This window comes from Microbulbifer rhizosphaerae, from assembly GCF_014191725.1.
Classification (GTDB): domain Bacteria; phylum Pseudomonadota; class Gammaproteobacteria; order Pseudomonadales; family Cellvibrionaceae; genus Microbulbifer; species Microbulbifer rhizosphaerae.
The window spans coordinates 49,361-74,983 of sequence record NZ_JACHWZ010000007.1 but is presented as its reverse complement, the minus strand read 5'-3'; the positions used below and the strand labels follow the sequence as shown (position 1 = coordinate 74,983).

18 protein-coding genes are annotated in these 25,623 nt (G+C 60.6%); 13 read left to right on the top strand and 5 right to left on the bottom strand.

Going from position 1 to position 25,623, the window contains the following annotated elements; genetic code table 11:
• Positions 1-153 precede the first annotated feature (153 nt).
• Both FHS09_RS08855 and FHS09_RS08850 read right to left on the bottom strand, forming a co-directional pair.
• Positions 154-2,208 (bottom strand): tetratricopeptide repeat-containing sensor histidine kinase, encoded by a 2,055-nt coding sequence (locus FHS09_RS08855; RefSeq protein ID WP_183458941.1) that lies wholly within the window; start codon positions 2,206-2,208, stop codon positions 154-156.
• Between the two features lie 202 nt (positions 2,209-2,410).
• Entirely contained in the window at positions 2,411-2,713 is a 303-nt protein-coding gene (locus FHS09_RS08850) for a RecQ family zinc-binding domain-containing protein (RefSeq protein ID WP_183458939.1), read from the bottom strand.
• A gap of 479 nt (positions 2,714-3,192) precedes the next feature.
• Between FHS09_RS08850 and trhA the strand changes: the two genes are divergently transcribed.
• Together trhA and FHS09_RS08840 are read left to right on the top strand one after the other, a co-directional pair.
• Entirely contained in the window at positions 3,193-3,882 is a 690-nt protein-coding gene (trhA, locus tag FHS09_RS08845) for a PAQR family membrane homeostasis protein TrhA (protein ID WP_183458937.1), read from the top strand.
• A gap of 83 nt (positions 3,883-3,965) precedes the next feature.
• Positions 3,966-5,162 (top strand): lytic murein transglycosylase, encoded by a 1,197-nt coding sequence (locus tag FHS09_RS08840; protein ID WP_183458935.1) that lies wholly within the window; start codon positions 3,966-3,968, stop codon positions 5,160-5,162.
• Positions 5,163-5,234: 72 nt separating this feature from the next.
• Here the strand turns inward: FHS09_RS08840 and FHS09_RS08835 are convergent, their stop codons facing one another.
• Positions 5,235-6,251 (bottom strand): succinylglutamate desuccinylase/aspartoacylase family protein, encoded by a 1,017-nt coding sequence (locus tag FHS09_RS08835; RefSeq protein WP_183458933.1) that lies wholly within the window; start codon positions 6,249-6,251, stop codon positions 5,235-5,237.
• Positions 6,252-6,655: 404 nt separating this feature from the next.
• On the opposite strand from FHS09_RS08835, the gene FHS09_RS08830 reads away from it, so the two are divergent.
• Entirely contained in the window at positions 6,656-7,855 is a 1,200-nt protein-coding gene (locus FHS09_RS08830) for a multidrug effflux MFS transporter (RefSeq protein ID WP_183458930.1), read from the top strand.
• Between the two features lie 9 nt (positions 7,856-7,864).
• Here FHS09_RS08830 and FHS09_RS08825 read toward each other — a convergent pair whose 3' ends face one another.
• Together FHS09_RS08825 and FHS09_RS08820 are read right to left on the bottom strand one after the other, a co-directional pair.
• Complete coding sequence (locus FHS09_RS08825) at positions 7,865-10,981, bottom strand: DUF6531 domain-containing protein (protein ID WP_183458928.1); 3,117 nt, start codon at positions 10,979-10,981, stop codon at positions 7,865-7,867.
• A 25-nt stretch (positions 10,982-11,006) separates the two neighbouring features.
• Complete coding sequence (locus FHS09_RS08820) at positions 11,007-11,870, bottom strand: Stp1/IreP family PP2C-type Ser/Thr phosphatase (protein ID WP_183458926.1); 864 nt, start codon at positions 11,868-11,870, stop codon at positions 11,007-11,009.
• Between the two features lie 213 nt (positions 11,871-12,083).
• Between FHS09_RS08820 and FHS09_RS08815 the strand changes: the two genes are divergently transcribed.
• The 10 genes from FHS09_RS08815 to FHS09_RS08770 all read left to right on the top strand — a co-directional run bounded on the left by FHS09_RS08815 (position 12,084) and on the right by FHS09_RS08770 (position 25,514).
• Positions 12,084-12,866 carry a transposase gene (locus FHS09_RS08815; RefSeq protein WP_246394708.1) on the top strand — a complete coding sequence of 261 codons (783 nt, stop codon included), beginning with the start codon at positions 12,084-12,086 and terminating at the stop codon, positions 12,864-12,866.
• Positions 12,867-12,868: 2 nt separating this feature from the next.
• A complete protein-coding gene (locus tag FHS09_RS08810; protein WP_183458924.1) occupies positions 12,869-14,368 on the top strand; it encodes a type VI secretion system contractile sheath domain-containing protein in 1,500 nt (499 codons plus the stop codon).
• A 121-nt stretch (positions 14,369-14,489) separates the two neighbouring features.
• Entirely contained in the window at positions 14,490-16,274 is a 1,785-nt protein-coding gene (gene tagH, locus FHS09_RS08805) for a type VI secretion system-associated FHA domain protein TagH (protein ID WP_281383111.1), read from the top strand.
• 29 nt (positions 16,275-16,303) lie between these two features.
• On the top strand, positions 16,304-16,945 hold the full coding sequence (gene tssJ / locus FHS09_RS08800) for a type VI secretion system lipoprotein TssJ (RefSeq protein WP_183458920.1): 642 nt from the start codon (positions 16,304-16,306) through the stop codon (positions 16,943-16,945).
• Positions 16,946-16,976: 31 nt separating this feature from the next.
• Positions 16,977-18,314 carry a type VI secretion system baseplate subunit TssK gene (tssK, locus tag FHS09_RS08795; RefSeq protein WP_183458918.1) on the top strand — a complete coding sequence of 446 codons (1,338 nt, stop codon included), beginning with the start codon at positions 16,977-16,979 and terminating at the stop codon, positions 18,312-18,314.
• Positions 18,315-18,316: 2 nt separating this feature from the next.
• The gene (icmH, locus tag FHS09_RS08790; RefSeq protein ID WP_183458910.1) at positions 18,317-19,192 is read left to right on the top strand and encodes a type IVB secretion system protein IcmH/DotU; all 876 of its coding nucleotides are present in this window, start codon (positions 18,317-18,319) and stop codon (positions 19,190-19,192) included.
• 53 nt (positions 19,193-19,245) lie between these two features.
• The gene (tssM, locus tag FHS09_RS08785) at positions 19,246-22,788 is read left to right on the top strand and encodes a type VI secretion system membrane subunit TssM (RefSeq protein WP_183458908.1); all 3,543 of its coding nucleotides are present in this window, start codon (positions 19,246-19,248) and stop codon (positions 22,786-22,788) included.
• A 16-nt stretch (positions 22,789-22,804) separates the two neighbouring features.
• The gene (tagF, locus tag FHS09_RS08780) at positions 22,805-23,482 is read left to right on the top strand and encodes a type VI secretion system-associated protein TagF (RefSeq protein ID WP_183458906.1); all 678 of its coding nucleotides are present in this window, start codon (positions 22,805-22,807) and stop codon (positions 23,480-23,482) included.
• A 34-nt stretch (positions 23,483-23,516) separates the two neighbouring features.
• Positions 23,517-24,269, top strand: coding sequence for a SapC family protein (locus FHS09_RS08775; RefSeq protein WP_183458904.1), 753 nt, complete (start codon positions 23,517-23,519; stop codon positions 24,267-24,269).
• 459 nt (positions 24,270-24,728) lie between these two features.
• Positions 24,729-25,514 carry a hypothetical protein gene (locus FHS09_RS08770; RefSeq protein WP_183458902.1) on the top strand — a complete coding sequence of 262 codons (786 nt, stop codon included), beginning with the start codon at positions 24,729-24,731 and terminating at the stop codon, positions 25,512-25,514.
• Positions 25,515-25,623 lie beyond the last annotated feature (109 nt).

Sequence of the window (25,623 nt, the reverse complement as noted above, 5' to 3'; positions counted from 1 at the left end):
GCGCAGGCAGAAAGTAATCAACACCCTGATCAAGGATGTGCAGCACAGCCCTTTCGAGGCTCGGCGACCCGAAACCCCTCGAGCACCAGTGGACCGGTCTCTGCGAGCCCAGGGGGCGCGCATCCAGTCAAGGTTGCGGCCGCCAGCAATACTCTAATCTTCCTTCGGAACATGGACTTTAAATCTGATGCTGGTACCGGCACCTGGTTTGCTGTCGATCACAAGCTCTCCCCCTAGCATAAGAGCGCGCTCCTGCATCCCGGCCAAGCCAAAGGAGTGTTTTTTCGCCTTTCCCGACTCAAATCCCTTGCCGTTGTCCTCTATCAGCATTTCCAATTCCTGGCCGGGAAACCTGATACTGACCCGCACCCTGGTTGCCAATGCATGGCGGGCCACATTCGTCAGTGACTCCTGCAGGATGCGGAAGATAGCGGTGATATACTTGTCGCTAAGATTGATATCCTCAGCATCCACCTCAAGCTGGCACTCGATGCCTGTCTTTTTGGAGAACTCCTCCACCAGCCATTCCAATGCCGAGCTGCCACCCATATCCAGTTGTGCCGGCCGCAGGCTGGCCGCTATGCTCCGCGAGACACTAATGGTTTGATCGATCAACTGATTCAGGCTCCTGGTCCGATCGACTATCGCAGGTTCCTTGTCCTCGCACAGCATGCGGATACCGGATATCTCCATTCTCATGGTGGTCAGATACTGGCCTAAATCATCGTGAATATCGCGAGCGATACGTTTACGCTCTTCTTCCCGTACGAACTCCAACCTGGCCGCCAAGCGACGCAACAAGGCGTTCGAATGGCGCAGCCGCCATAAAAAATAGGCTGTGCCGCTAAGCAGCAGTAGGCAGCCCACCAGCAAGGTAAACAACCATAACTGCTGTAATACCTTTCGCTGTAGCTCCTTATTAGTATTTTCCCGTTCCAGCAGCAGAATACGATGAGCCTTGTCCTTTGACTCATAGCGTTTCTGCAGTTCTTCCAGACGTTGCGCACGTTCTGATTGAAACAGCTCCTCCCTCAGGAGCCGTTGTTCGAGCAAGGCCTGTGCCTGTTGCTTATATTGCCCTGCCATCTGATACAAGCCGGCCAGTTCTCCCAGGAGGTCCTGCAAATCCGCTTTATTATAATTTTTGCGCAGCATTTTCACGCTTTGTTCCAACAAGGGCAGGCCCCGCCCATGGTCGCCCTGTCTTATGTAAAGCGAGCCCAGGTTGAAGAGGGCGTGGCTTTCGACTTCTTTATTTCCCCGTTCTCTCGCCTTGGCCAAAGCGGCTTCCAGCATCGGCCCGGCGCTCTCGTATTGTCCGGTTTGGAGATAGGTGTCCCCTATGTCGTTAAGATAAATCAGTTCGACAGTCTTATCGTCCAGTTGCCTGGCCCAGTGCAGGGCCTGCCGGCCGCTCTCCCTGGCCTGTTCGTACTGTTGCTGCATGCTTTCAATATAGCCCTTCAACCGGTACAGATGCGGCAACTCGATGCCGCCCTGATGTTCATGGGCCATTTTGATCGTTGACTGCAGCAGGGCGGTCGCCTCCGCCCAATTCTGCTGATCGGTATAAATATAGGCAATCTGCTTGTTCAGCGAGATCCAGCGCAGGACTTTCCGCTGGTTATCGATGGCCAGGACCGCTTCAAGGGATTGGTTAAAGTGCGTGAGCGCCCTTTCGTATTCGCTGTTATCCCTATGGAGCCGGCCAAGCAGATTATGGCCGATATACTTGATGCGGGCCGATTGACTCTGGGCAAGGTACTGGCTCAATTCCGCCATAAAGGACTCTGCTGCCTCGCCTTCCTCCAGCGGCGACATGACGCGCAGTTTGGTGGTCAGGGCTTCGGCTATGGCATCCGGCTGCATGCTGGCTCTTGCCAAGCTAAGCAAGGCATCCGCTTCCTGTCCAGCCAGTTCGGGCCGCTCCAGCACAAGGTGGTCGAGGATGCGGTAGCTTAATGCCCTGACCCTGCTGCTTATGGCGGACTCCTCGTTAAGGTCGGCGATAATGGTGTTCAGGAACTGTTTCGCCTCTTCATTCTTGTTCTCGTGCGTTAACTGCAGATAATCGTCGAGCCGTTGCTCAATGAATGGATCGGTCAAGCCGGCTGTTGCTGGAGAAGGGGATACAAAGTAGAACCATAGTATTGCAAGCAGGAAGACTTGGATAAATCCCCCCTGCCGTTGGTTTTGCCTGGTGCTCAAGCTATCTCCATTTTTATAGTTACTTTACAAGATCATCTTATCTTCGCTTAAACAAAAAACACAGCATCAACGCGGATGTAGGGTGTGTCGGGCGCACCCGCAGGAGCCAGTTCGGGCTCCGACTTCTTTCGGTGCGCAGGGCAACACCCTACGAATATTCCCCTTTCAGCTGCGTCACCCGCTCCAACACGCACTGAAACGGCTACCGCGCCAGGCTGCCGAACTGCGGGTGCTTGCGCAGGCGCATTGTGGCGGGGCTGGCGAGGCCGCAAAGGAAGCGCGCCAGTTGGCGAAGGTGGGCCAGGGCCGGGTTCGCCTCGCCGATCAGCCGTTCGATTTCCCCCTGTTGTTCCTCTCCGGTTGTCTCCGGTGCCGTATCCGGCAGCACCCGAGCCTGGGGCTCGCGGCAATTGCTGCATCGGCCGCAGGGTTGCGGCAGTTGCTCGCCGAAATGCCCGCAGAGTTGCGCGGGCAGACACTCCGGGCCGGCGGCGTAGTCCAGCACCTGCCCACCGCGGTGACTTCGCCGGCCATAAAGGCGTTCTGGACCTGCTCGCGCGTCTCCGCCGCCATGCCGGCGTGATAGGCAGCGGCGCGCACCCCCGGGATGCGCACAGCTGCCCGGCGACGGTCTCCGCGGTCTGCTGCAGGGTCACCTAGTCGATTGCAGGCAGCCCCCGGGGCCGACTGCAACCGCTCGGTCAGGTGCGGCAGTTTTTGCGCCTCGATGCAGGGGCTGACCTGGAGTTGCAGATTGTCGCGGTAGAAGCCGGTCTGCACCTCGTCGTCGTTGCGGTTGGAAGGCGGAAGCGGTCCCGCAGTATTGTCAGTGGATCTGTTGCCATCGGAATTCCCTCTTCCCTGTGAATTGGCAGTCCCTTTCAATGGTTGTGTGGGACTGGTTTCGCCGCGATGATGTAGACTGCATTTAATTTGCCGGTCATAAATGGCTGCCAAGCTCAAGTAAAAGATATCGGGGTCTCCATGCCATCCACCACCGCCACTCGTTACAGTTTCGCCGAAGAGGTGCGATCCACCACTGCCACTCGCTACAGTTTCGCCGAAGAGATCGCCAACAGTGTCACCCACGGGGTGGGTGCGCTATTGGCCATCGCCGGGCTGGGCGTACTCTGTGCCTACGCCGCAGTGCGCGGCGACACCTGGCATATCGTCAGCAGCAGCGTTTACGCGGCCACGCTGATCCTCTGTTTCGGCGCCTCCACGCTGTACCACAGCGTCACCCACGAGCGCGCCAAGCAGGTGCTGCGCACCCTGGATCACTCCTCTATCTTCCTGCTGATCGCCGGCACCTACACGCCCTTTACCCTGGTTACCCTGCGCGGGCCCTGGGGCTGGTGGCTGTTCGGTATCATCTGGGGGCTGGCGCTGGTGGGACTGGTGATCCAGTTCACCCCGCTGAAGAAAATACGCGCGCTGTCGGTGACCCTGAGCGCGCTGATGGGCTGGGTGGTGATCGCGGCTATCAAGCCGCTGATGGACAGCCTGGAAACCGGCGGCCTTTGGCTACTGGTGCTGGGCGGTCTCTGCTACACCGGCGGCATCGCCTTTTACCTCTGGCGCAGCCTGCGTTTCCACCACGCCATCTGGCATCTGTGCGTGCTCGCCGGCGGCGTGCTGCACTTTTTTGCGGTGCTGTTCTACGTGATTCCCTGACCGCGTCACAACCCCGACGACTTTGCCTTTTCGCCGGCGCCGTTCCGTCCTACCCTTGAGCGAGCCCTTTTGAAGGAGTCGCTATGTTCCCCTCCCGAGAGTTTCGCCGCCTGTCGCTGGTTCTTCTGGCCATCTTCTTCCTGTTGGCAGCCGATCAGGGGTTTCAGAACTGGATCAAGGAATTTCGCAAGACCGCGATCGCCAGCGGCATTTCCGGCGAGACCTACGACCGCGCTTTCGAGGGCATCACCGCACCGGACCCCTGGGTACTGGAAAAGGCCCGCTATCAGCCGGAATTTGTCGCGCCGGTGTGGCAGTACTTCGACAACCGGGTGCAAAAGCGCGCGATTATGCGCGGGCGCGAGGAAAAGCAAAGGCTGCAGCCCTGGCTGGACAGGATCGAACAGCGCTTCGGAGTGGACCCGAATATTCTGCTGGCCATCTGGTCAGTGGAGTCCAGTTACGGGGACGTACTGGACAATGAAAAGGTGATGCGCAATGTGATCCGCTCCCTGGCCACCCTGGCCTACGCCGATCCCAAGCGTGGGAAATTCGCCCGCACCCAGCTGCTCGCCGCGCTGAAGATCCTCCAGAGCGGCGATATCGACAAGAGCCACCTCACCGGCTCCTGGGCCGGCGCCATGGGGCACACCCAGTTTATTCCCACCAGCTACCAGGCCTATGCGGTGGATATGGACGGCGACGGCAAGCGGGACATCTGGAACTCGGTGCCGGATGCGCTGGGCACCGCCGCCAGCCTGCTGGCGAAAAACGGCTGGCGGCGGGGGCGGACCTGGGGCTACGAGGTTACCATTCCCGAGCGCAAGCTGCCCGCGGGCACGCTCACCGTCGGCGAGTGGGAAAAGCTCGGGGTGAAACGGGTCCGCGGCCAGCGGTTTCCGCGCAGGGATGACCGCGCGGAACTCAAACTGCCCGATGGCCGCGGCGGCCCCGCGTTCCTGATGATCAAGAATTTCTTCGTCCTCAAGCGCTACAACAACTCGGATCGCTACGCTACAGCCATCGGTCTGCTCGCCGACCGGATCGGTGGCGCTCCCGGGCTGGTACACGACTGGCAACGCCCCTTTACCCCCATCGACAGCGCGGAGACCGAGGAGCTGCAGCGGTTGCTAAAGCAAAAAGGTTTTTATGAGGGCGAGATAGACGGCAAGGTGGGCCCCGGTACCCGGGGTGCAATCAAAGAATTCGAGAAGAGCATCGGCGTGGAGGTGCAGGGCTATCCGGGCAGAGAAGTGCTGGAACAGCTGCGCAAGAACTAATTACCTGTAGGAGCGGCCGTGGAATAGTTCACCGGAGATCGCGGACCAGCGGCAGATTTTTTTATCGCCAGATCAGAAATTCTCATCCGGCAGCAGACTGTCCTGCAGCATCCCCAGGCTCTCCGCCACCTCGTGGGGTTCGTGAAAGTAGGCGATGTGATACATGGCCTCACCCTCCTGCACCAGCGGAATATTCTGCCGGCCGATAATGATCCCATCCGCATCGCACAGCACCCGGTCCAGTTCGCAGCCATAGAGATCGGCGATGGTGGCCAGCAGTTCGCCCTTGCGCACATGATCGCCAAGCGATTTCCTGTGGTTGACGATGCCGCTGTCGCTGGCGCGCAGCCAGCCACTGCGACGGGCGACATAGGGTTCGATGGCGTGGCGCGCGCGGCCCCGGGGCAGCATGCGCAAGTGACGCAGCACATTGAGGATGCCTTTCACTCCGGCGCGGATGCACAGCTCGTCGAAGCGCAACGCTTCGCCCGCCTCGTACAGGAGAATACGCACGCCCAGGTCCGCCGCCGCGTGGCGCAGGGAGCCGTCGCGCAGGGTGGAATTCAGCAGAACCGGCACGCCGAAGGCGTTGGCCATGGCCCGGGTTTCCCCGTCGTCCAGGTTGGCGCGGATCTGTGGCAGGTTGCTGCGGTGCAGAGCGCCGGTGTGCAGGTCGATGCCATACTCGCACTTGGAGACGACCTCGTCGAGAAACACGTGGGCCATGCGCGCCGCCAGCGAGCCCTTGGCGGAACCCGGGAATGAGCGGTTGAGGTCGCGCCGGTCCGGCAGATAGCGGGATTGTTCCAGCACGCCGTACACGTTGACCACCGGCACCGCGATCAGGGTGCCGCGCAGGGATTTGAGTGCGCGGCTGTTGATCAGGCGGCTGATAATCTCCACGCCGTTGAGTTCATCCCCGTGGATCGCTGCGCACACAAACATACAGGGGCCGGATTTCCCGCCCCGATGCACATGGACCGGGATCGCCATTTCGGTGTCCGTGTACAGGCGCACCACCGGCAGGTCGATGCGCCGGGTCTCACCGGGGGCAACCGTTACACCGCCAATCCTGAATTCATCTGTCATGGTCGTCCCGAAAAATCCTCTCGTCCTGTAAGGGCAGCCGCTGGCCGCGCTGGAATCAGTTTAGCGGCCGCGCCCCTGTCAGTGTGGTGTAAGGTACTAATTGTGTATATCAGAGCCCCCCAAATTGTTCACAGTTAGGCGCAGCTCGCAGGGAATGGTCATTCCATTTTCAAGAGCTGCAACGCAGCTGTGGACGATTTGGGGGGCTCCCTTCGGGCGGGCCGCTAAGCAGCCATCTGCGGCGTTGCATTTGCTTGACATAGATGACTATGCCGGCGCAAATGCGCCTTGCGGCTGGCCGCTTAGCGGCCCGCTGATATATACAATTAGTACCTTACACCACACTAAAATCGGTTTTGTCCCGGCCTTGCCGGGCATTTTTGTAATGGAAGCAAGTAGTCAGTATGAAACCCGAATTTATCAAGATGGCCCTTATCCTCGGGCTTTTGAGCTGTGTCGGCCCCTTCGCCATCGATATGTATTTGCCGGCCATGCCGGCGATGGCTGAGGGTTTCGGTGTGCCGGTCGCCGCTTCCCAGCTGACACTGATGTCCTTCTTCATCGCCTTCGGTGTCTGCCAGCTGTTTTACGGTCCGGCCTCGGACATGTTCGGGCGTAAACCACCGCTGTATTTCGGGCTGGCGCTGTTCGGCATCACCTCGGTGGCCTGCGCCTTTGCGCCCAGTATCGAGTGGCTGATCGCGCTGCGCTTCGTGCAGGGCGTCGGCGCCGCCTCGGTGATGTCCATCCCCCGGGCGATTATCCGCGACCGCTACACCGGCACCGAGGCCACGCGACTGATGACCACGGTGATGCTGGTGATTTCCATATCGCCGATGCTGGCGCCGCTGGTGGGCAGTGCGCTGATGGCGCCGTTCGGCTGGCCGGCGGTGTTTATCGCGGTGGCGGTCGCCATTGCCGTGAGCCTGGTGTTGACTGTCACGCTGCTGCCGGAGACGCTGAAGCCCGCCGACCGGGTGCCCTTCCAGTTCGGTGCGATGATGCGCGCCTTCGCCACGCTGTTTCGCGACCCGGGCTATATGGGGCTCACGCTAATCGGCGGCATGGGCATGGCGAGCTTTTTCGCCTTCCTCGCCACCGCGTCCTTTCTCTATACCGGTCACTATGGCCTCACACCGACCCAGTTCAGCCTCGCCTTCGCGCTGAACGCCCTGGGTTTTTTCACCTCCAGCCAGTTTGCCGCCAACCTGGGTGAGCGCTTCGGTTCCGTCGCCGTGGTCAAATGGGCAGTCGGCGGTTTTGCCACCGGTGCCTCCCTGCTCTGTGCGCTCTTTGCCGCCGGCTTCGACAGTTTTCCGCTGCTGGTGGGCATGCTGCTGGTGACCAATTCCTTCCTCGGCCTGGTGATTCCCACTTCGATGGTGCTGTCTCTCGATGACCACGGCCCCATCGCCGGCACCGCGGCCGCGCTCGGCGGTACACTGCAGATGGTGCTCGGCGCTCTGGCGATCGCGATCGTCAGCCGGGTGTTCGACGGCAGTCCTCTGCCGCTGCTGGCCACCATCGCCACCTGCGCGCTGATCGCGCTGGCGCTGTCGGTGCTGACCCTGCGCGGTGCGGTGCGGGCGGCGGCGCAAGCCTAAGGCGCGAGATTAAGCGGGCTGGAGTAGCGGTTTGGCGACCTCCACCTCCCGTCGCACCTCGCGGCGACGGTTTCCCGGGGGCAGGGCGGGGGCGCATGCGTTCAGCCAGATTTTCAACTGCGGGTGCCAGTATCCCCGCCAGCTGTAGTAGAGGCCGGTTTCGCTGTCCGCGAGCCGGCCCCTTCCACGCCAGGGCCCGCAATCGCTCTGGCCAGTAATTGGCTCCTGATTGTCCCCGGCCTTCCTGTCGGCGCGCCACAGCTGTTCCCCCCGATGGTCGAAGAGGGCCAGGGGGGTTCCCTCCGGGTCCACCAGGTAATGCGCCATATCTTCCTGCCGCCAGCGGCACAGCAAGGTTTTTTCCACGGGGTGGTGGAGATAGTGGGTGGTGGGCTGTGATTTCCCGTTGAGAGTGTGGGTCTCGCTCCATATGCCCAGGCTGTACCAACAGCTACCGACCCGGCGCTGGCGGGTGGATTTGCGATGGGTACTGAGTTTGCTCAGCCGTCGCCCGAAGGGGTCGTAGCGGAAATAGGTTTTGAAATCGCCGCACTCGGCGCTGCTCAGCAGGCCCCAGCCGTCGTACTGGTAGCGATATTCCCGCTGCCGCTCTCCCGGTCTCCGCTCCACTGTGATATTGCCGCGCAGGTCCCGCTCAATTCCCTCAGGGTGGGATGGCTCCGGTTGCGGAGCCGACAGGCTCAACGGGGGTGGGGAGGCGAACTCCCAGCGCCCCCCGCCGGCTTCTACGGCGGCCAGCTGTCCGTTCCGGTAACTGTGCCGGCTGTGTGTTTCGCCCTGTATCCGGTTGATGCCCTGATCCTGATCCTCGCTGCGCAGGGCGGCCTCGCCGTTGGCATCGACACCGTAAAGCCCGCCGCTGGGGGCGAAGGTATAGGCCAGGTCGAGGCTGTCGGAGCTCGAACTTTTCAGCCAACCGCGGCTGTCGTATTTGTGCCTGAGGCTGACGCTGCTGCTCTCCCGGCTGTCGTGGTGTTCGGCCACCAGGTGGTTGCGTTGGTCGTACTGAAAGCGGACGGAGCTGAATGCGTTGGCGGCCTGTACCAGTCGCTGTTGGCAGTCGTAGTGAAACTCGCACTGCTGGCCGTTGTTGTTGCGGATTTTCTGTTGTTCGCCGGTTTTTGAGCGGTGGAAATACCAGCGGATGTCGTTGTCGCGGAATTCCCGCACTTCGCCGTTGGCATCGTAAAACCACTGCCACTGGCGATCACCCGAATCGGTACAGGAGGATACCAGGCCGAAAGGGTCGTACTGCCAGGCAATTTCAACGGCATCGCCTTGCAGTTCGGCGAGCTGCCCGAAGTCGTTGTAACGCATCTGCCATTCCCGGCCGTCGGCGAAATGCAGGTGCCGGCAATTGCCGGATTCGTCGTAATCCCATTGCAGGCTCTCCCGGGCGCCGGCGCGGATGGTGCAGGGGCGTCCGCGCTCGTCGTAATCCAGCGTGTAGCGATGCTCGCCGATGCAGATCTCCCTGAGTTCGCCCGAGGGGCCGTAGTGCCACTCCCGTCGGGTTTCATTGTCGACGATCAGGGCCGTCAGCTGCTGCCAGTGGTTGTACTCGAACTTCCACTCGCGGCCGTTGCGCTGTATCGACAGGAGCTGCCCCTGGCTGTCCCAGCCGAGTTCAACCCGCCCGCCTTCCGGGTCGATGAGCTGGAGCAGCTGCCCCCGGTCGCTGTAGTGGAACTGCCACTGCTGTTTTGCCGGGTCGGTAATCTGCTGCGGCAGGCCATGGTCGTTGTGCCGGTACTGCCAGACCTGGTCGCAGTGCTCCTGCGCGGCAGAGAGCAGTCCGCGCTGGTCGTAGAGATAGCGATCGGTGATGTCGCCCCGGGTGCGGCGGACCAGGTGACCCAGTTCATCGCGGCGATAGATGCTGCGTTCGCCGTCGGCGGCGGTGATCTGGCACAGGTTTCCGTACAGGTCGTAGAGAAAGCTTTTTTCCCGATCCCCCTGCCGTTCGTTGATCAGTTGTCCCGAGCCGTTGAATTTCCAGTGCACCGGGTGCCGGTCGCCGGTGTGCAGGGTGCAACGCCGCTGGGCCTGGCGCCAGCTCAGGGTTTGCACGAGTCGGCCGGACTGCAGTTTATGGCATCGCTGCTGCCTGTCGTAGTGAAATTGCAGGCTTCCCGCGGTGCCGCCGTCGATAGTTGTGAGCAATTCGTCCCGATACTGGTAGCGCTCGCGCTCAAGCCCGGTGGCGGCTTCGATTAATATTCCCCCTTCGTCGTAGCGGTATTCGCTCAGGATTTGCCGGTCGCCTGGGGCGTGGCTGTTGACCAGCTGTTCGATACGCTGTTCCCGGCAGCGGAATTCCACCACGCGCCCCCAGGAACTTACGATCTTTGCGGGCAGGCCCTGCTGGTAGTCCACCGTGAGCGAGTTGCCGAAGTCATCGCGTATTTCAACCAAAGGGAGTGCATTGCTGACGCCGTCGGCGCGGAAGACTCGCTGCGCCGGAGCAAACCCGGTAAGCCGGTAGCTGTGCAGACTCTGGCGGTGGAGCAGCAGGCGTTCAAAACGGTTGTAACTGCTGTGCCCGATGGGGGGCAGGGGGAAGGGGACAATGCGGCCGTCCGCGGTGTGCAGCTCCGCTTTTCCTTCAAGAATATGCAGCTGTTCGCTGAGGCTGTGCCGCCAGCCCGCACCCAGCCCGAAGTCGTCCGTATGGCTGTGCCGGTAGAAACGCTGCCAGTGAAACGGCAGCGGGCCGGGAATAACGGCGTCGGTTCGGCTGAAGGCCACCTCGCCGTTGCAGGCGATCACGTGGTCCGAGACCCGTCGGCAATGTTCCATGGCGGGCAGGCGCTGGCCGTTCGGGTTGGCGCCGGCTTCGCTGGACATTTGTATCGGGCCGCCGTCGAGTCCGGCGAGGCGGCGCCGGTGCGGTGCGCGGGCCAGGCTGTAAAAGTTGGTTTCAATTTCCGGCGGCTGCGGCCACAATGGCCCCAGCGGATGCCCTGTATTTTTTATTGCGGCATCGTCAGGGAGGTTCTGGTTTAGCCAGCGGCAAAAGGCGGCGGGGTTTCCGGGCTCGGTATCGGGGGGGCGCAGGGACTTGAGCAACTGCGGGATGTGGTTGACCAGGCTTTCCGGCGTCATAGCGATTCCCTTTGCAGAAGCTGGCTCAGCGCTGTTCTCTGCGTACGGTAATGTCTTCTTTTTTCGGTCGCAACGTGATGGCGTCGGGAAGGTTTTCGGCCCGGGCTTCCGCCCGGTTGGTGAACTCCAGGACGCCGGCGCTGATGTTGTCCCTGCCCCCGAGCCGATTGGCGTCATCGACAAATCGACACACGCAGTCGAGGGCCGGTCGGTGGCTTGCCAATACCTGTTCTATGGCGCGGTCGTCGAGGTATTCGGTGAGCCCGTCGCTGCACAGCAGCAGCAGGGCGTTTTCGGTGAGCTTCCAGCTGTTGATGATGGGTTCAACATGGTCCGAGACCCCGAGCGCACGAGTGATGTGATTGCGGATATTCGACTCCTGTGCCTGTTCGGGGGTCAGTTGGCCGCTGTCGATCATTTCCTGGACGACGCTGTGGTCCCGGGTGAGGCGCTGCAGGCCGTAGTGGTTCCACAGGTAGGCGCGGGAGTCGCCAAGGTGGGCGACGATCAGGAAGTCGTGCCAGATTACTGCCAGCACAAGGGTGGTCCCCATCTGGGCCAATTGGGGGTGGGCGCTCTTGGCGTTGAGGATTTCCCGGTTGGCGGCGTGGATCGCATTCGCCAGGGACGTGTGGAGAGCGGCCTGCTGCTGCTCGGGAGTGCAGGAGAAAAAGGCGCTGTCGAGCTGGCTGTCCAGGTGGTGTTGGAGGGTGTCTGCGGCAATTTTGCTCGCAGTCGCGCCACCACTGTAGCCGCCCATGCCGTCGGCGACTATGACATAGGCGAAGGGGTGATCGGGATCGGTGTGGCACCGAATACTGTCTTCGTTGGCTTCACGGACTCGACCTACGTCTGTCCGCCCATTGACTGCCAGCCTGATGGGCTCCATGTCCGCCGGGACTCCCTTGGTTGTATCGCTCTTGGTTGTATCGCTCTCGACAGGTTTGGCCGGATTTGGCTGTAACCCCACCGTCACAGGCGGATGATTCTAACTTGGTGTGACAGGGAGTTTGAAATTTTTTTCCTTGTTTTGCGATAATGGGCCAGATTTCATGGTGAAACCAGGCGGTACGCCTGTACAAGAAAAGGATTGGCCTACCCAATGCCCCGTCTACCACGACTGAACCTGATAGACATCCCTCAGCACATCGTCCAGGTAGGCCATAACAACTTGCCCTGCTTCTTCGATGAAGAAGATTACCAGTTCTACCTCATCAGCTTGCGCAATGCGGCAGATCAGTATCGTGTGGATGTCCATGCCTATGTACTCCTGCCCAATATGGTGCAGATCATCGCCACGCCGAGGGTGCCCAACGGTGTCTCTTCGATGATGCAGTCCCTGGGCAGGCGCTACGTGCAGTACGTCAACCACCGCTACAAGCGCTCGGGCACCTTGTGGCGGGGCCGCTACAAGTCCAGCCTTATCGATTCCGATGCCTACCTGCTCACCTGTTACCGCTATGTGGAACTCCGGCCCCTGTACCTGGGGTTGGCCGACTCCCTGGGGGACTACCCCTGGTCCAGTTTCAATCACCATGCCGACAACGTAGAAAACGCCGTGATTACCGACCACCGGCTGTACCTGGCCCTGGGAGAGACCCCGCGGGCGCGTGCGCAGGAGTATCGCTCGCTGTTCCGCTACAGTTTTGACCGGCGACTGTTGGACTACATCGCGGAAACGATCAAGGTGGGGCAGGTTTTGGGAGGGGATGCGTTCAAGGACAAAATTGAGCAGATCGCCAACCAGCGGGTCAGGCCCCTGAAGCGCGGACGGCCGCGCAAGTCGAAAAAAACTGCGGCCGAGAAGGCTCCAGAGGTTGTCAGTGTCGCGCAGAACGTGGCCAAGCAGCCGGAAAACCTCGAAGCCACGCCAATGGAAACTTAATTTTGAATCAAATCACCATGAATTCCGGCGCCTCCATTTTTCACAGCGAACAGGGCGAGGCCCTCCAGCCGACGTCCGGCGAAGTGCTGAAGGTGGCTATTCTGGGCGACTTCAGCGGGCGCTCCAGCCGGCGCCTGTGCGAGCCGGAAACCCTGTCACAGCGCCCGGCCCACCGTCTGGGTAAGGACAGTTTCGAGTCCCTGTTCGAGCGGCTCGGCGTGCGTTTGCAATTGCCGGTGATGGATGAACCTCTGTCCCTGCTGGAGTACGACGACCTGCACCCCGACTACCTGTACAGTCGGGTGCCGCTCTTCAGGCAATTTATCGAACTGGAAAAGCGCCTGCTGAATCCAGCGGAATTCTCCAGGGCTGCGGAGGAAATCCAGCAGTGGAAGCCGGAGCTGCGCGGCGTCGACGACGCCCTGGCGAATGCGTCTCTCGGTGGGGCATCCATGCTGGACGCAATCCTCGGCTCCGACAGCTATCGGGACAGTTACCGGAATAGCGATCAGGGCCGGATCGACCGGTTGATCCGGGATATAGTCGCCCCCTATGTGCAGAAAACGCCGGACCAGCGTCAGGGCACCTACCTGCAGGCGGTAAAAGAGGCGGCCTCCGAGGCCATGCGTAAACTCATGCACCACAGTGATTTCCGCCAGTTGGAGGCCAGTTGGCGGAGCCTGCACCTGTTGTTGCGCCGAGTGCAGGATCACCCGAATTTGCACCTGTACCTGATAGATATCAGCAAGGAAGAGCTGATGGCCGATCTCGCCCAGGCCGAGAGCGATCTCGAAAAATCCCAGATTTTCAAGTGCCTCGTGGAGGGGGAGACCATTTCGGGCAGCCGGCCGTACAACCTGATCGTCGGAGATTTCTTTGTCGCCGACGAAGAGCGGGACCTCCATTGGCTGATCGATCTCTCCACTATTGCCGAAGCGGCGGGAAGTGCGCTCCTCCTTGGAGCAGACCCCCGTCTGGCCGGTTGCCCCAGTCTGGCGGGCTCCCTGGACCCGGACGACTGGCACTATCCCCTGTCCGGCGAGTTCGCCGAGAGCTGGCTGGCGGTGAGGGAGTATTCCGGTAGCGAGTACGTGGCGCTGGCGGGCCCGCGCTTTATGCTCCGCCTGCCCTACGGTGCCGACTCGGCGACGACGGACTGCTTTGAATACGAGGAGCTGACACCAGAGCACGGCCACAATTACTATCTCTGGGGCAACAGCGCCTACCTGCTGGCGCTTTCCATATGCCAACAGTTTTCCGAGGCGGGGCGGCCGGCACCGGTTTTGTCGGCGAGCTATGAGGACCTGCCTCTGCATTTGCGCGACCTGCCCCAGGGGCGGTGGATGACACCCTGTGCCGAAGCCCTGCTCACCGACAGGGCGGCGGCGCGGTTTGAAAGTGCGGGCATCAGCACATTGCGTTCGGTGCAGGGTCGCGACCAGATTCTGCTGCCCCGGCTGCAGTCGCTTGCCGGCGGCGGCCTCAAAGGGCCCTGGAGCTGATCGGTATCCGCCGGTGGAAATATGCGGATATCGAAGTAAAAAGAATGGCACCATGGCGGCAGTGTCGGCAGTATGCCCTGTCGCAATTGCGAAATAACACTACAGCGCGAGCCAGAGTGAAATGGATCTGATCCTCTCCGTGTTGGCGGACCCAAAGGGTGCCAACATGCTTAAGCACACCAAACTGTTTACCCCCGCCGGCGGCAATCTCGGCCGCGCAGACGGCAATGACTGGGTGTTGCCCGATCCGGAGCGGGTGGTGTCTTCCAAGCACGCGATGATCGCTTTCGGCGACAACCAGTACTATCTGGTGGACAACAGCACCAACGGAACTTACCTCAACCAGGGGGAGAACCCCATCGGCAAGGGCAACCGTGTTCCGCTGAGCGAAGGCGACGTTATCGGCATCGGGGATTACCAGTTGAAGGTGGCCCTCCGCCGGCCACAGGCCGAATCGGACCTGCCGAAGGGACTCGGCGGGGCGGACTTCCTCGACAGCGGCGACCGCACCACCTTCAGTCCCGCGGCCGCCGCCAAGATGCAGAGCCAGGCGGAGGCGCAACAACTGGACAGCTGGCTGGAACCGGGCGCGAACTCAGGAGCGTCCCATTCCGGGGAGTGGGGATACGTCGGCACCAGTGCGGGCAGCCCCTCTTCCGACAGCCTGGTTTCCCCGAACGCCGAACCGGTGGATCCACTGGCGGTATTCGGCTCATCCGGAAGTTCAGGTTCCGATGAAAGCTGGGACCCCCTGGCCGGTTTCGACAGTGGGTCGAACAGGGCGTCGGGCGGCCAGTGGGAGGACGACGACTGGTGGAAAGACGGCAGTAGCCAGGATCACGCACCGGCGGACCAGCATGCGATGAGCTTTACCGCACAGCAGCCTCCGGTGGTGGAGTCGGTACAGACGCCACAGCCGCAGCAACAGGTGCAACCGCAGCAGCAGGTACCGCCGCAACCACAGCCGCAACCACAGCCACACCCCCCGGCCCCGCAACCGGCGGAGGCCGACAACCCCTTTGCGGAATCCTTCGCCGTCATGCAGGGGCAACAGGTGGATGGAGCACCCGGTTTTAACGCCGGCGGACAACCCGAGGGCTTTTCCCACGCCTCGCAACAGTTTTCCCCGCTGCAGCAAACCTCACCGCAGCAAACTCCGCAGCAGCAGAGCCCCCTGCAACAGAACCCATTGCAGCAGGACCCATTACAACAACCCCCGCCCCAGCAAATCCCACCACACAATGCCGGGCTTCAGCCCAGTCCCGCGGGCGTGAGCCCGGTTGCGGCCCCGGAGCCGCCGCCTCCTCCTCACCCGCCGGCGGCGGCAGGCGTGGATACCGGTGCGCTGATGGCGGCGCTGGGCCTGAACCTTCCCCCGGAGCACAGGCAGCAACTGGATCAGCAGGTGTCCGCGATTGTGCAGGAAACCATAGCCCGCCTGATTGACCTGCTGCGCGCCAGGAGCAGTATCAAAAACGAGCTGCGGGTGCAGCGCACCATGATTCAGACAGAGGCGAACAACCCGCTGAAATTCAGCGCCACGGCCGCCGATGCACTCGGTGTGATGTTTTCCGGAAACGGAGCCTTTATGTCGCCCCAGCAGGCGGTCGCGGACGGATTCGATGATCTCTCCGATCACCAGATGGCGGTGCTGGACGGTATGCGTGCGGGCTACGATGCAATGCTGAAGTTTTTCAGCCCGGATAACATCGAGCGCCGCGTGAGCAACCGGGGCGGCGTCTTTGGCAGTAAAAATGCCAAGAACTGGGAAGGTTTCAAGGAGTTGTACGGAGAGCTGGCAAGGGACCCGGAAGCCTGTTACCGACGCCTTTTCGGCGACGAATTTGCCACCACTTACGAGTACAGATTGTCGGAGCTGAAAAATCAGCGACATCTGAAAGATTAATACAAATAACAAAGTCCAAGGATATTGTCATGTCTGCTAGTAAAGTTTTCAGGTTGCTGCTGATCGGGCTCCTTGTCCTGTCCGCTGCCGCCTGCCAAACCACTCGCCGCACATTGAATTTTGAAACCAGTCTCGAGCTGGCCGTGGATGCCAGAAATGATGTAAATCCCGATTACGACGGCCGCGCGTCGCCGGTTGTGGTTCGTGTCTTCATGCTCGCCGACGACCGCCAGTTTTCCCGGGAGGATTTCCTCAACCTCTACGAGAACGCGGAGTCCAGGCTGGGCAAGGACCTGCTCGATACGGTCATTCTCAAGGAGTTTGCCCCCGGTGAGCAGCGCCTGGAAAGGCTGAATTTGACCCCGGAGGTCAAATATATCGGCCTGCTGGCGGAGTTCGTGCAGTACCAGGATGCGGATGCGCTGATGCTGTTGCCGATAACCGATCACAAGGCAAATGAATATCAGGTAACGCTCGCGGATAAATGGATAGGTTCTCCGGCGTCGTTGTCGCGGCGGAGCCGGCTGTCCGACAGGAAGCCAAAGAGTGGAAGCTCTTCCCCGGAAAAGGACGATACGGTGACCATCTCCAGCGCCGAGTACGAGCGCATGCGCGAGCGACTCCAGCAAGTGGAGAAGGACAAGAAAGCAATCGAAGGTCTGAGCCGCTAACCAGGGCTTACAGCTCCGTTAAGGAAGAAACATGTCGGCGAATAATAAGGTTATTTGGGGGGAGGGCATGTTTTTGCGCCCTCAGCATTTCCAGCAGCAGGACCGCTACCTGGAACAATTGCTGCAGGCGCGGACGGCCGCCCTGGGGCCCTACACGTGGGGCATCGTTGAACTGGCCATCGACAGTGAGCCGCTGGCCATGGGGAAGATATCGGTATCCCGGGTCAACGCCATTTTTCCCGACGGTACACCGATGCTCGCTCCGGAGAACGAATATCTGCCGGAGGTTCTCGAAGTTCCGGTACATACCAGGGACGAAGTCGTCTACCTCTGCGTGCCGATGAAAAGGCCCGGGAGCCAGGAGTCGGTGCGCGATCAGGAGGATTTTCCCCAGGCGCGTTATCAGACATGTAACTTTGATGTCCGCAGCAGTGCCTCGGCATCCGGCGAATCGGCGCGCATCCAGGTGGGCAAGCTGCGCGCCTGTTTGAAGTTGGGCAGCGATGATCTCAGCGGCTATGCGGCAATCGGCATTGCCAGAATCCGCGAGCGGCAGCCGGAAAAACCGGTGGAGCTGGACTCCGACTATATACCGCCATTGCTGAATTCCGAGGCTTCCTCTGTCATCAAGGCCTATATAGAGGAAATCAGGGGACTGCTGGATCACCGCGGTTCGGCGCTGGGACACCGCCTGAGCGACAGCGGCAGGAGCGGTTCGGCCGAGATAGCCGATTACCTGCTTCTGCAGGTGATCAACCGTTTTGAGCCGCTGTTGGGCCAGCTGACCGCACAGCCGCGCCTGCATCCCCACAGCTTTTTTCTGGAGCTGCTTCAACTGGCCGGGGAGTTGTCCACATTTACCTCGCCCAACAAGCGGCCGCCGGCAATTCCCGGTTATTCACACGAAAACCTGCAGCAGAGCTACGCCGGGTTGTTCTCCGCACTGCGCCAGTCGCTGTCGACGGTACTGGAGCAGACCGCCATTGCAATGGAGCTGGTGCAGAGAAAGTTCGGAATTTTTGTCGCGCCGGTCACCGACCCGTCGCTTGTCAAAACCGCGAGCTTTATCGTGGCCGCGAAAGCCGATATGCCCGGCGACCTGCTGCGCAGCCGTTTCCCGGGCCAGGCCAAGGTCGCCCCGGTGGAGGCTATTCGCGAGCTGATTTCCGCGCAGCTGCCGGGGCTCGCCCTGCGTCCGCTTCCGGTGGCGCCCCGCCAGATCCCCTATCACGCTGGCTTTACCTACTTTGAGCTGGAGCGCACGGGAGAGCTGTGGCAGGCAATGCAGAGGTCCGGGGGGTTTGCGGTTCACCTCGGGGCGGAATTCCCCGGCCTGACCATGGAGCTCTGGGCAATAAGGAATAATTGATCATGAACAATGATGATTTTACACCGCCACGCGCTCCCAATACGGGGGACCGCACTGTCGTGGTGCCCACTCCGGGAGCCGCAGCTTCCGGTGGAAGACCCGGCCCCCAGACCCCGGCTTTTTCCGGCGCGGATGTACAACAGGCGATCCGGGTAAGAAACAGCCTCAACCCGCTGGTGTCCGCCGCGTCGAAGCTGCTGGGGGTGATCATCAAGCTGCGCACGACAATGAGTCACGATAATGTGCCGGACCTGCACAAGCGGCTCACCAGGGAAATTCAGAGTTTTGAGCGCGAGGCCAAACAGCTTTCCATCTCCCCGGACATCGTGCTCACGGCGCGCTATCTGCTCTGCACCGTGGTCGACGAGGTGGTTCTTACAACCCCTTGGGGAACGGCGAGCGGGTGGAGCCAGCACTCCCTGCTGAGCCTGTTCCACAAGGAGACTTTTGGCGGTGAGAAGTGCTTCGTTATCCTGCAGCGGATGCTGGAAACCCCGGGTTCCCACCTGGAGGTCCTGGAGCTGTTCTACCTCTGCCTGAGTCTCGGGTTTCAGGGGAAATACCGCCTGGCTCAGCGCGGCCACGAGCAGCTGGAACAGATTCGCGACAATCTGTATCACACCATAGAGAGCCATCGCCCATCGATGGAAAGGGATTTGTCCCCCCACTGGCAGGGATGTGTCGAACGGAAAAACCGCCTGATTCAATACATACCCCTCTGGGTGATCGCCAGTGTCGTGCTGGGCGCTCTGGTATTGACCTACAGCGGCTACCGCTGGTGGTTGTACGAAAGTGCGACCCCTGTGGCTGAAAACATAACCGGGCTGGTCGTCGACAGCAAAGTCGAAAGTAAAGAGAATGCCGAAGCAGCCCGCTGACAACGGATTAATAGTGTTCCAGTGCCGCTCGGCCCTGGGGGATGGAGCTATTCATGAGACGCCTGCGCGATTTTTTTACCAATAAATGGGTGGTCGGTTTTATCGGTCTGGCGGCGCTGTCGCTGTTGATCTGGTTTGGGGCGGATTACATCAAGTTCGGCGAGGACAACGCGACCCTGTCGACCGGTGTGCGCATCACCATAATCGTTTTTCTCTTTGCAATCTGGCTGGTTTGGAATCTCAGCCAGTGGCTGGTCGAAAGGCGACAGAATCAGGCGTTGATCAACAGCATTGAAGAATCCCAGGAGAGCGAGGTCGATCCGGATGAGGAACGCAGCCAGGAGGAGCTCGGCGCGCTGTCACAGCGTTTCCGGGAGGCCATGGAAGTCCTGCGCAAAGCCAGGTTCAAGTCGCACAAGGGCAACGTATCCCTGTACCAGCTACCCTGGTACATCATTATCGGCCCCCCCGGTTCCGGCAAGACAACGGCGCTGATCAATTCCGGTCTTGAGTTCCCCCTGGCCAGCAGCCACGGCAGGGAAGCGCTCGGCGGTGTCGGCGGCACGCGCAACTGCGACTGGTGGTTTACCAACGATGCGGTGCTGATCGACACCGCAGGGCGATATACCACCCAGGACAGCCACCGCGTACACGACAACAGTGCCTGGCAGGCATTTCTGGGGCTTCTCAAACGCTACCGCCGCCGTCGCCCAATCAATGGCGCGCTGGTGGCCATCAGTCTCCAAGACCTGATGGTGCAAACTGCCGAGCAGCGCCTGCATCAGGCCAAAACCCTTCGCCAGCGGATCAATGAATTGCAGCAGCAGTTGGGGATCCGCTTTCCCATCTACCTCACCTTTACCAAATGCGACCTGGTGGCGGGTTTCAGTGAGTTCTTTGACAACCTGTCACAGGCGGAGCGGGAGCAGGTCTGGGGTATCAGTTTCCCCGCCGAGAGCAGCCCGGCCGCCGGTGCGCCCCTGGAAAATTTTGTCGCCGAGTTCCAGCAGTTGATCGAGCGGCTCAACCAGAGAATCCTGTGGCGCGTTCACAATGAGCGGAATGTCGAAAAGAGGGCATTGCTGCAGGGCTTTCCCGCTCGGCTGGAAAGCCTGCAGGAGGTATTGAGCGATTTCGTAAAACAGACTTTCAGTGCCAACCGGTACGACACAGTGCCCATGGTCAGGGGGGTATATTTCACCAGCGGTACCCAGGAGGGCAGCCCGATCGACCGGATGATGGCATCGGTAAGCGCGGACTTCGGCCTTGAGCGCGACGCGGGCCGCAAGTTTCAGGGGGTGGGAAAAAGCTACTTCCTGCACCGGCTGCTCAAGGATGTGGTCTTTCCCGAAGCGGAGCTGGTGGGCGTCAACCGGAAGATTGAGACCGCTACACTGTGGTTGCGCAGGGGCGTCTATGTCTCGCTGGCCGCAGTTTTTATCGGAGCCCTTTTTCTTTGGACGGGCAGTGTCGCCCAGAACAAGATCTACATGAGTGAGGTCAGCGATCACATCGCCCGTTATCGGGAGAACAGCAGGGAATTCGCGGGCCGCCAGCCCACCCCCGTCGAGAGCCTGCAACTGCTGGGACCGCTGCGCCACGCCGCCTCGGTCTATGAAAAAGAGGATCACCCCTGGCTGAGCAACCTGGGTCTCTATGACGATCGCGTGGACAGGGCCGCTGATCGCCTATACCGGGACCAGTTGCTCAATGTATTTCTGCCATCCCTGGTGCGGGATATCGAGCGCGACTTGGCTCGGATGGGTGCGGAGGACTCCGCGCTGACGGATACGCTGAGAACCTATCTGATGTTTTTCAATCCCGACAAACGGAATGGGGAGGTCCTGCAGGGTTACTACACCGCCAGCTGGGAGCGCCAACTGCCCGGCCAGGCGCAGCAGCAGGAGCAACTGGCGGTGCATTTGCAACAGCTCTTCGCGCAACCGCTGCCGGAGAATCTGCAGGCCAATGAGCGCGTGGTGGCCCGCGCGCGCCAGCAGCTGCGACGCATCCCCGTTCCCCAGCGGCTGTATGCCCAGCTGAAGAACAGCGATATGGGCGTGATGCCGGTGGATCTCTACGGGGAGATCGGTGGGGACACAGAGCGGCTGTTTGGTCTCCAGGCAACTGATCCGCGCTTTTCCATCCCCTACCTGTACACCAAAGCCGGCTACAAGGAACAGGACTTCGGCGCCGATTCCCCGCTTATGACCAAACTGTCGGAGGAGCGGTGGATCTATGGCGGCGATATCAGCGGTGAGGATTTCAGTGAGGCCGACCGGGAGAAACTCGGCGAAGAGGTAAAGCGGATTTATCTGAGCGAGTACCACCAGCGCTGGCAGCGGTTCCTCGGCAGCTTTTCGATACAGGGTTTCCGCACCACCAGCCAGGCGCTGGATATGCTGTCCAAGTTGTCGGACCCGGTGTATTCGCCGCTGCTGGCGGTGTCGGAAATTACTGCGGACAACACCCGGCTGACCCCGCGGCCGGAACTGTCGGTGGATGCCTCCGGTGTTGCGCTTCCGGTCTCAAGCAACGCGCGCCGTGCGGGTTCCGCAGTGGCCGGAGGTGCCGCCGCCGCTTTACAGGAACGTTTCGAACCGACCATCGTCGATCTCCGCTTCGAGGAGCTGCAGCGAATCACCCAGAGTGAAAAAGGCCGGCCGGCCAGGGTGCAGGAATATCTCTCTGCGATTAACAAGGCACAGGAATTCCTGACGGAGATAGACAGCGCCCCGGATGCCAACGAGGCCGCTTTTGCCAGCGCCAAAGAGCGCTTCGCGGGGGGCGGCGGAGAGGCCATCAAGCAGCTCCGTATAAAGGCCGCCAACGCCCCGGCGCCCTTCGACCAGTGGCTGACCGATATCGCCGACAATACCTGGGCCCTGGTGATGGCCAAGGCCAAGCTGCACGCCGATCGGGTCTGGCGCGAGCAGGTGTACAGCAGTTACAGCCGTAGCCTGGCCAACCGCTATCCGCTGCGGGCGGGCCGGGACCAGGAAGTGCCGATCATGGAATTCAATGAGTACTTCAAGCCCGGCGGCACCGAACAGAAGTTCGTCTCCGAATACCTGGAGCCGTTCGTCGACACGCGGAACTGGAGCGTGAAATCCCTGGAGGGGCAGAGCCTGGGCCTGTCCCAGGGAGCGCTCTCGCAGCTCCGCCGGGCCGACCGCATCCGCAGGACCTTCTTCAGCAGTGGCGAACAGGCGGGCTACTCCTTCCGCATCGAACCCACCAAGCTGGATTCCGGCGTCCGGCTGTTTGCCCTGGAAATGGGCGGGCAGCGGGTTCCCTATTCACACGGTCCGAGAACCCCTAAGCAGTTAGCTTGGCGGGGCGGGGAGAGCAACCGGGCGCGTATTATTTTTGAGGATCTCAACGAAACCGTGCACCGCAGCCATTTTGAAGGGGACTGGGCCTGGTACCGCCTGCTCGCCGCCTCCGATCTGCAGCCGGGGCGCAGCAGTACCGAGTACTTTGTCACCTTCGAGAAGCAGGGCCGCAAGGCCGAATTCCGGTTGACGGCCTCCGGTGTTGAAAACCCCTTCGACCGCAGCCTGCTTCAGGGCTACCGCTGTCCGGAAACCCTGTAGCTTAGAGGTCTACACAGTGTCGAGTGCAAAGGGATTATTCGGAAAGCTGCCCGGGCATGGGGATTTTATCCAGCGCCAGTTGCCCGGCAGCTTCGTGACGCCCTGGGACGAATGGCTGCAGAGAGCCGTCCACGGGTCGCGGGAACTCGTGGGGGAGTCCTGGCTGGATTATTACCTTACCAGCCCCATCTGGCGTTTCGTGCTGTCCTGCGGTGTTCTCGACGAGAGCGCCTGGGCCGGTGTGCTGGTACCCAGTGTGGACAGTGTGGGCCGGTATTTTCCCCTGACCATGGCCGTACCTGTTCCCGCATCCGCGCAGGCAAACCCTTTTGCCGTGCAGGCGGGCGCAGACAGCTGGTATCGGCTGTTGTCGGATCTGGCCATAGATGCGCTGCAGAGCACCCTGCAGGCCGACCAGGTGATGGAGCGGTTTCCGGATTTTCCCGCCGCTGCGGCCGCCGGTGGAGAGTCAGCGTTTTTCGGCGCGGCGGTAACCGCCACCAGTGAAACCGGGAGCATTGCCGGCAGCTACCCCGGCTTGCTGAATCAGTTGTACAAGCAGCAGTACCCCAGCTACAGCCTCTGGTGGTGCTCAGGCTCCCAGCATCTGGCGCCCACCACCCTGCTGAGCCCCGGCCTGCCCGAGCCCAGCCTCTACTGCTCCATGCTCGGCGCGCAGAGCCGGCATTGGTAGAAGCCCGTTCAAGGAGTGATGTATGAACAATATAGTGGCATTGGACAAAAAGCGGCATCGCAGCCATCGCATAAAGGTGGCGGACCTCAGTCACAGTGTCGGGAAGCATACCTGCCCCGCATTGATCGGCGAGTTTCCGCAGCTGGCTGCGGAATACCCTATTGTATTTGTCAAATCTGAGCAGGGCGGAGAGCAGGGTGGCGAACTCCGCTCTGTCGCCATGCTCGGGGTTAAGCCGGGCAGAAACCTGTTTTGGCAAAACAATCGGTGGCAGGGGGCCTATATACCGTCGGCGCTGCGCGCCCATCCCTTTGCAATGGTCGCTATTGAGGGGCAGGAGGGGCAGTTTGCCATCTGCATCGATGAGTCTTCCCCTTCGATGGCCGGTGATCGGGAGAGAGGCGAATCGCTGTTTGATAAGAACGGCGAGCAGACTGAATATCTGTCGAACATCAGCAATTTTCTCCTGGAACTGCGCATGCAGACTTCGCTGAGCAATGAGTTTGCCCGCTACCTGGATGAAAAGGGACTGCTTGAGGAGCAGGTGGTGCTGGTAAAGCTGCCCGGAGGTATGGATCACCGGCTGACGGGTGTCTTCCGCGTAAATGAAAGAGCCGTCAATCGACTACCTGACCAGGAATTCCTTGCACTGAGAAAGCGGGGGTATCTCTCGGCGATCTATGCGCACTTGGGTTCTTTGCGGCAGGTAAATAACTTGAGTAGGCTGTATGGCCAGCTGTCCCAGACCGAAGGCTATGCAAATGCGTCCGGTGGCGGAAGGGGCTGAACCCCAAACTCTGCTGTGCAAAGCACAAATGCGTGCCGGGCTTACCAGCCCCCGGCGGCAAGCTTTGGGTTAGAAAATGGCCCAGAAGAAAGTGGTACGATTGTACTGTTTTTGCGTGCATCCGATGGGGGCATGTAAAAATGTCTTTTTAATTAGTACGATAGTGTTTGTTTTTGTGAGGCGGTATCCAACTGTGAGTTAGATTAGGTAGAATTAGGCATGGCTTGGGGCATGGATCTGCCTTCAGCGTGCATCTGCCGATGCTGGATTGTGCTGGTGGCGGGAGAGCCAGTAGTGTAAGTGGCTTTGGGATGGCGGGGGAGCGTCGCTCGGCGAAAATCCCCGGAATGGAAAGCAGACAGTCAGAGTTCTGGCGTCCCTGACCCCGAAGACGCTGCGGAGGGCTGGATTGGCCCCCACTAATAAAATCTAGATATGCATGGAACGCAGGTCGCCAGAATGTCTTTCCGGGTTATTTTTACAGGATCACTCCGTGACGGATTCAACCGCCGCCGGGGGATCGAGTCGCTTGGCAAGCAGTTTGCGTTGGATTTTGACCAGATCAGGTATTTACTGTCCGGTGCTCACCGAATGGTAAAGTGTGTTGAGGACCGCCGGCAGGCGGAGAGGATCGTCAAGGCTCTATGGGATGGGGGATGGCATACGGAATTGCACCTGGACAACCGCGTTGTCTTTCGCACAAATCAGGCGCAGAAGCCAAGCTTTCAGGATCCCGGGCCGGACCTGGTCGGGCCGAGTCTGGTGCGGATGCGCGGGCGGGATTCCCCGGTTTCCGCCGTCGTGCCGGAATCCTGGCAGCCGTGCACAGACCTCAATCCGAATGCCGTGCTCCAGGCCGGGGACCGAAATGCCCACCACTACATGATTGTCTTGATGCAGGAGAGGGAGGAGCTGCCGTCGGGACTGGCCCTGCCGGATTACAGTGTCGCCCAGCTGCAACAGTGCCTGGCCAGGTTGACGTCGGGGCGTTTACTCTCCGGGCCCGAGATGGTCGAGCATGAAGTTTCACCGGCGTGTACCGCTGAAATGTCGGCCCGGCTGGATACTACCGCAATACAATATTTGGTGGCCCATTTTCAATGTGAGCGGTATTTCCATACCTTGTTTCTGTGGTGCAGCCAGCGGGAGTTCCCCCGGCAAAAGCCGTTGTTCCAGAGAATGGTGACCGGTTTTCGAACGGAACCTGTTGTGCAGGCTGCCCGGGAGGGGACGGGGTGTGGCTAGTCGCGGAACCTGCAAGGGAGCGGCTTTCGTATGAACCCTATGCTGTACGGTAGGCTGGTTGCCTTGATCAGCTTATTCACGGCAGGCACTCTTTCTAATAAGAATCAAG

Coding starts and splice junctions, on each gene's coding strand:
- tssK (WP_183458918.1), top strand. CDS start 16,977: ATGTCGGCGAATAATAAGGTTATTTGGGGGGAGGGCATGTTTTTGCGC.
- FHS09_RS08820 (WP_183458926.1), bottom strand. CDS start 11,870: ATGGAGCCCATCAGGCTGGCAGTCAATGGGCGGACAGACGTAGGTCGA.
- FHS09_RS08835 (WP_183458933.1), bottom strand. CDS start 6,251: ATGACAGATGAATTCAGGATTGGCGGTGTAACGGTTGCCCCCGGTGAG.
- trhA (WP_183458937.1), top strand. CDS start 3,193: ATGCCATCCACCACCGCCACTCGTTACAGTTTCGCCGAAGAGGTGCGA.
- tssJ (WP_183458920.1), top strand. CDS start 16,304: ATGTCTGCTAGTAAAGTTTTCAGGTTGCTGCTGATCGGGCTCCTTGTC.
- FHS09_RS08770 (WP_183458902.1), top strand. CDS start 24,729: ATGTCTTTCCGGGTTATTTTTACAGGATCACTCCGTGACGGATTCAAC.
- FHS09_RS08830 (WP_183458930.1), top strand. CDS start 6,656: ATGAAACCCGAATTTATCAAGATGGCCCTTATCCTCGGGCTTTTGAGC.
- FHS09_RS08815 (WP_246394708.1), top strand. CDS start 12,084: ATGCCCCGTCTACCACGACTGAACCTGATAGACATCCCTCAGCACATC.
- icmH (WP_183458910.1), top strand. CDS start 18,317: ATGAACAATGATGATTTTACACCGCCACGCGCTCCCAATACGGGGGAC.
- FHS09_RS08825 (WP_183458928.1), bottom strand. CDS start 10,981: ATGACGCCGGAAAGCCTGGTCAACCACATCCCGCAGTTGCTCAAGTCC.
- tssM (WP_183458908.1), top strand. CDS start 19,246: ATGAGACGCCTGCGCGATTTTTTTACCAATAAATGGGTGGTCGGTTTT.
- tagH (WP_281383111.1), top strand. CDS start 14,490: ATGGATCTGATCCTCTCCGTGTTGGCGGACCCAAAGGGTGCCAACATG.
- FHS09_RS08840 (WP_183458935.1), top strand. CDS start 3,966: ATGTTCCCCTCCCGAGAGTTTCGCCGCCTGTCGCTGGTTCTTCTGGCC.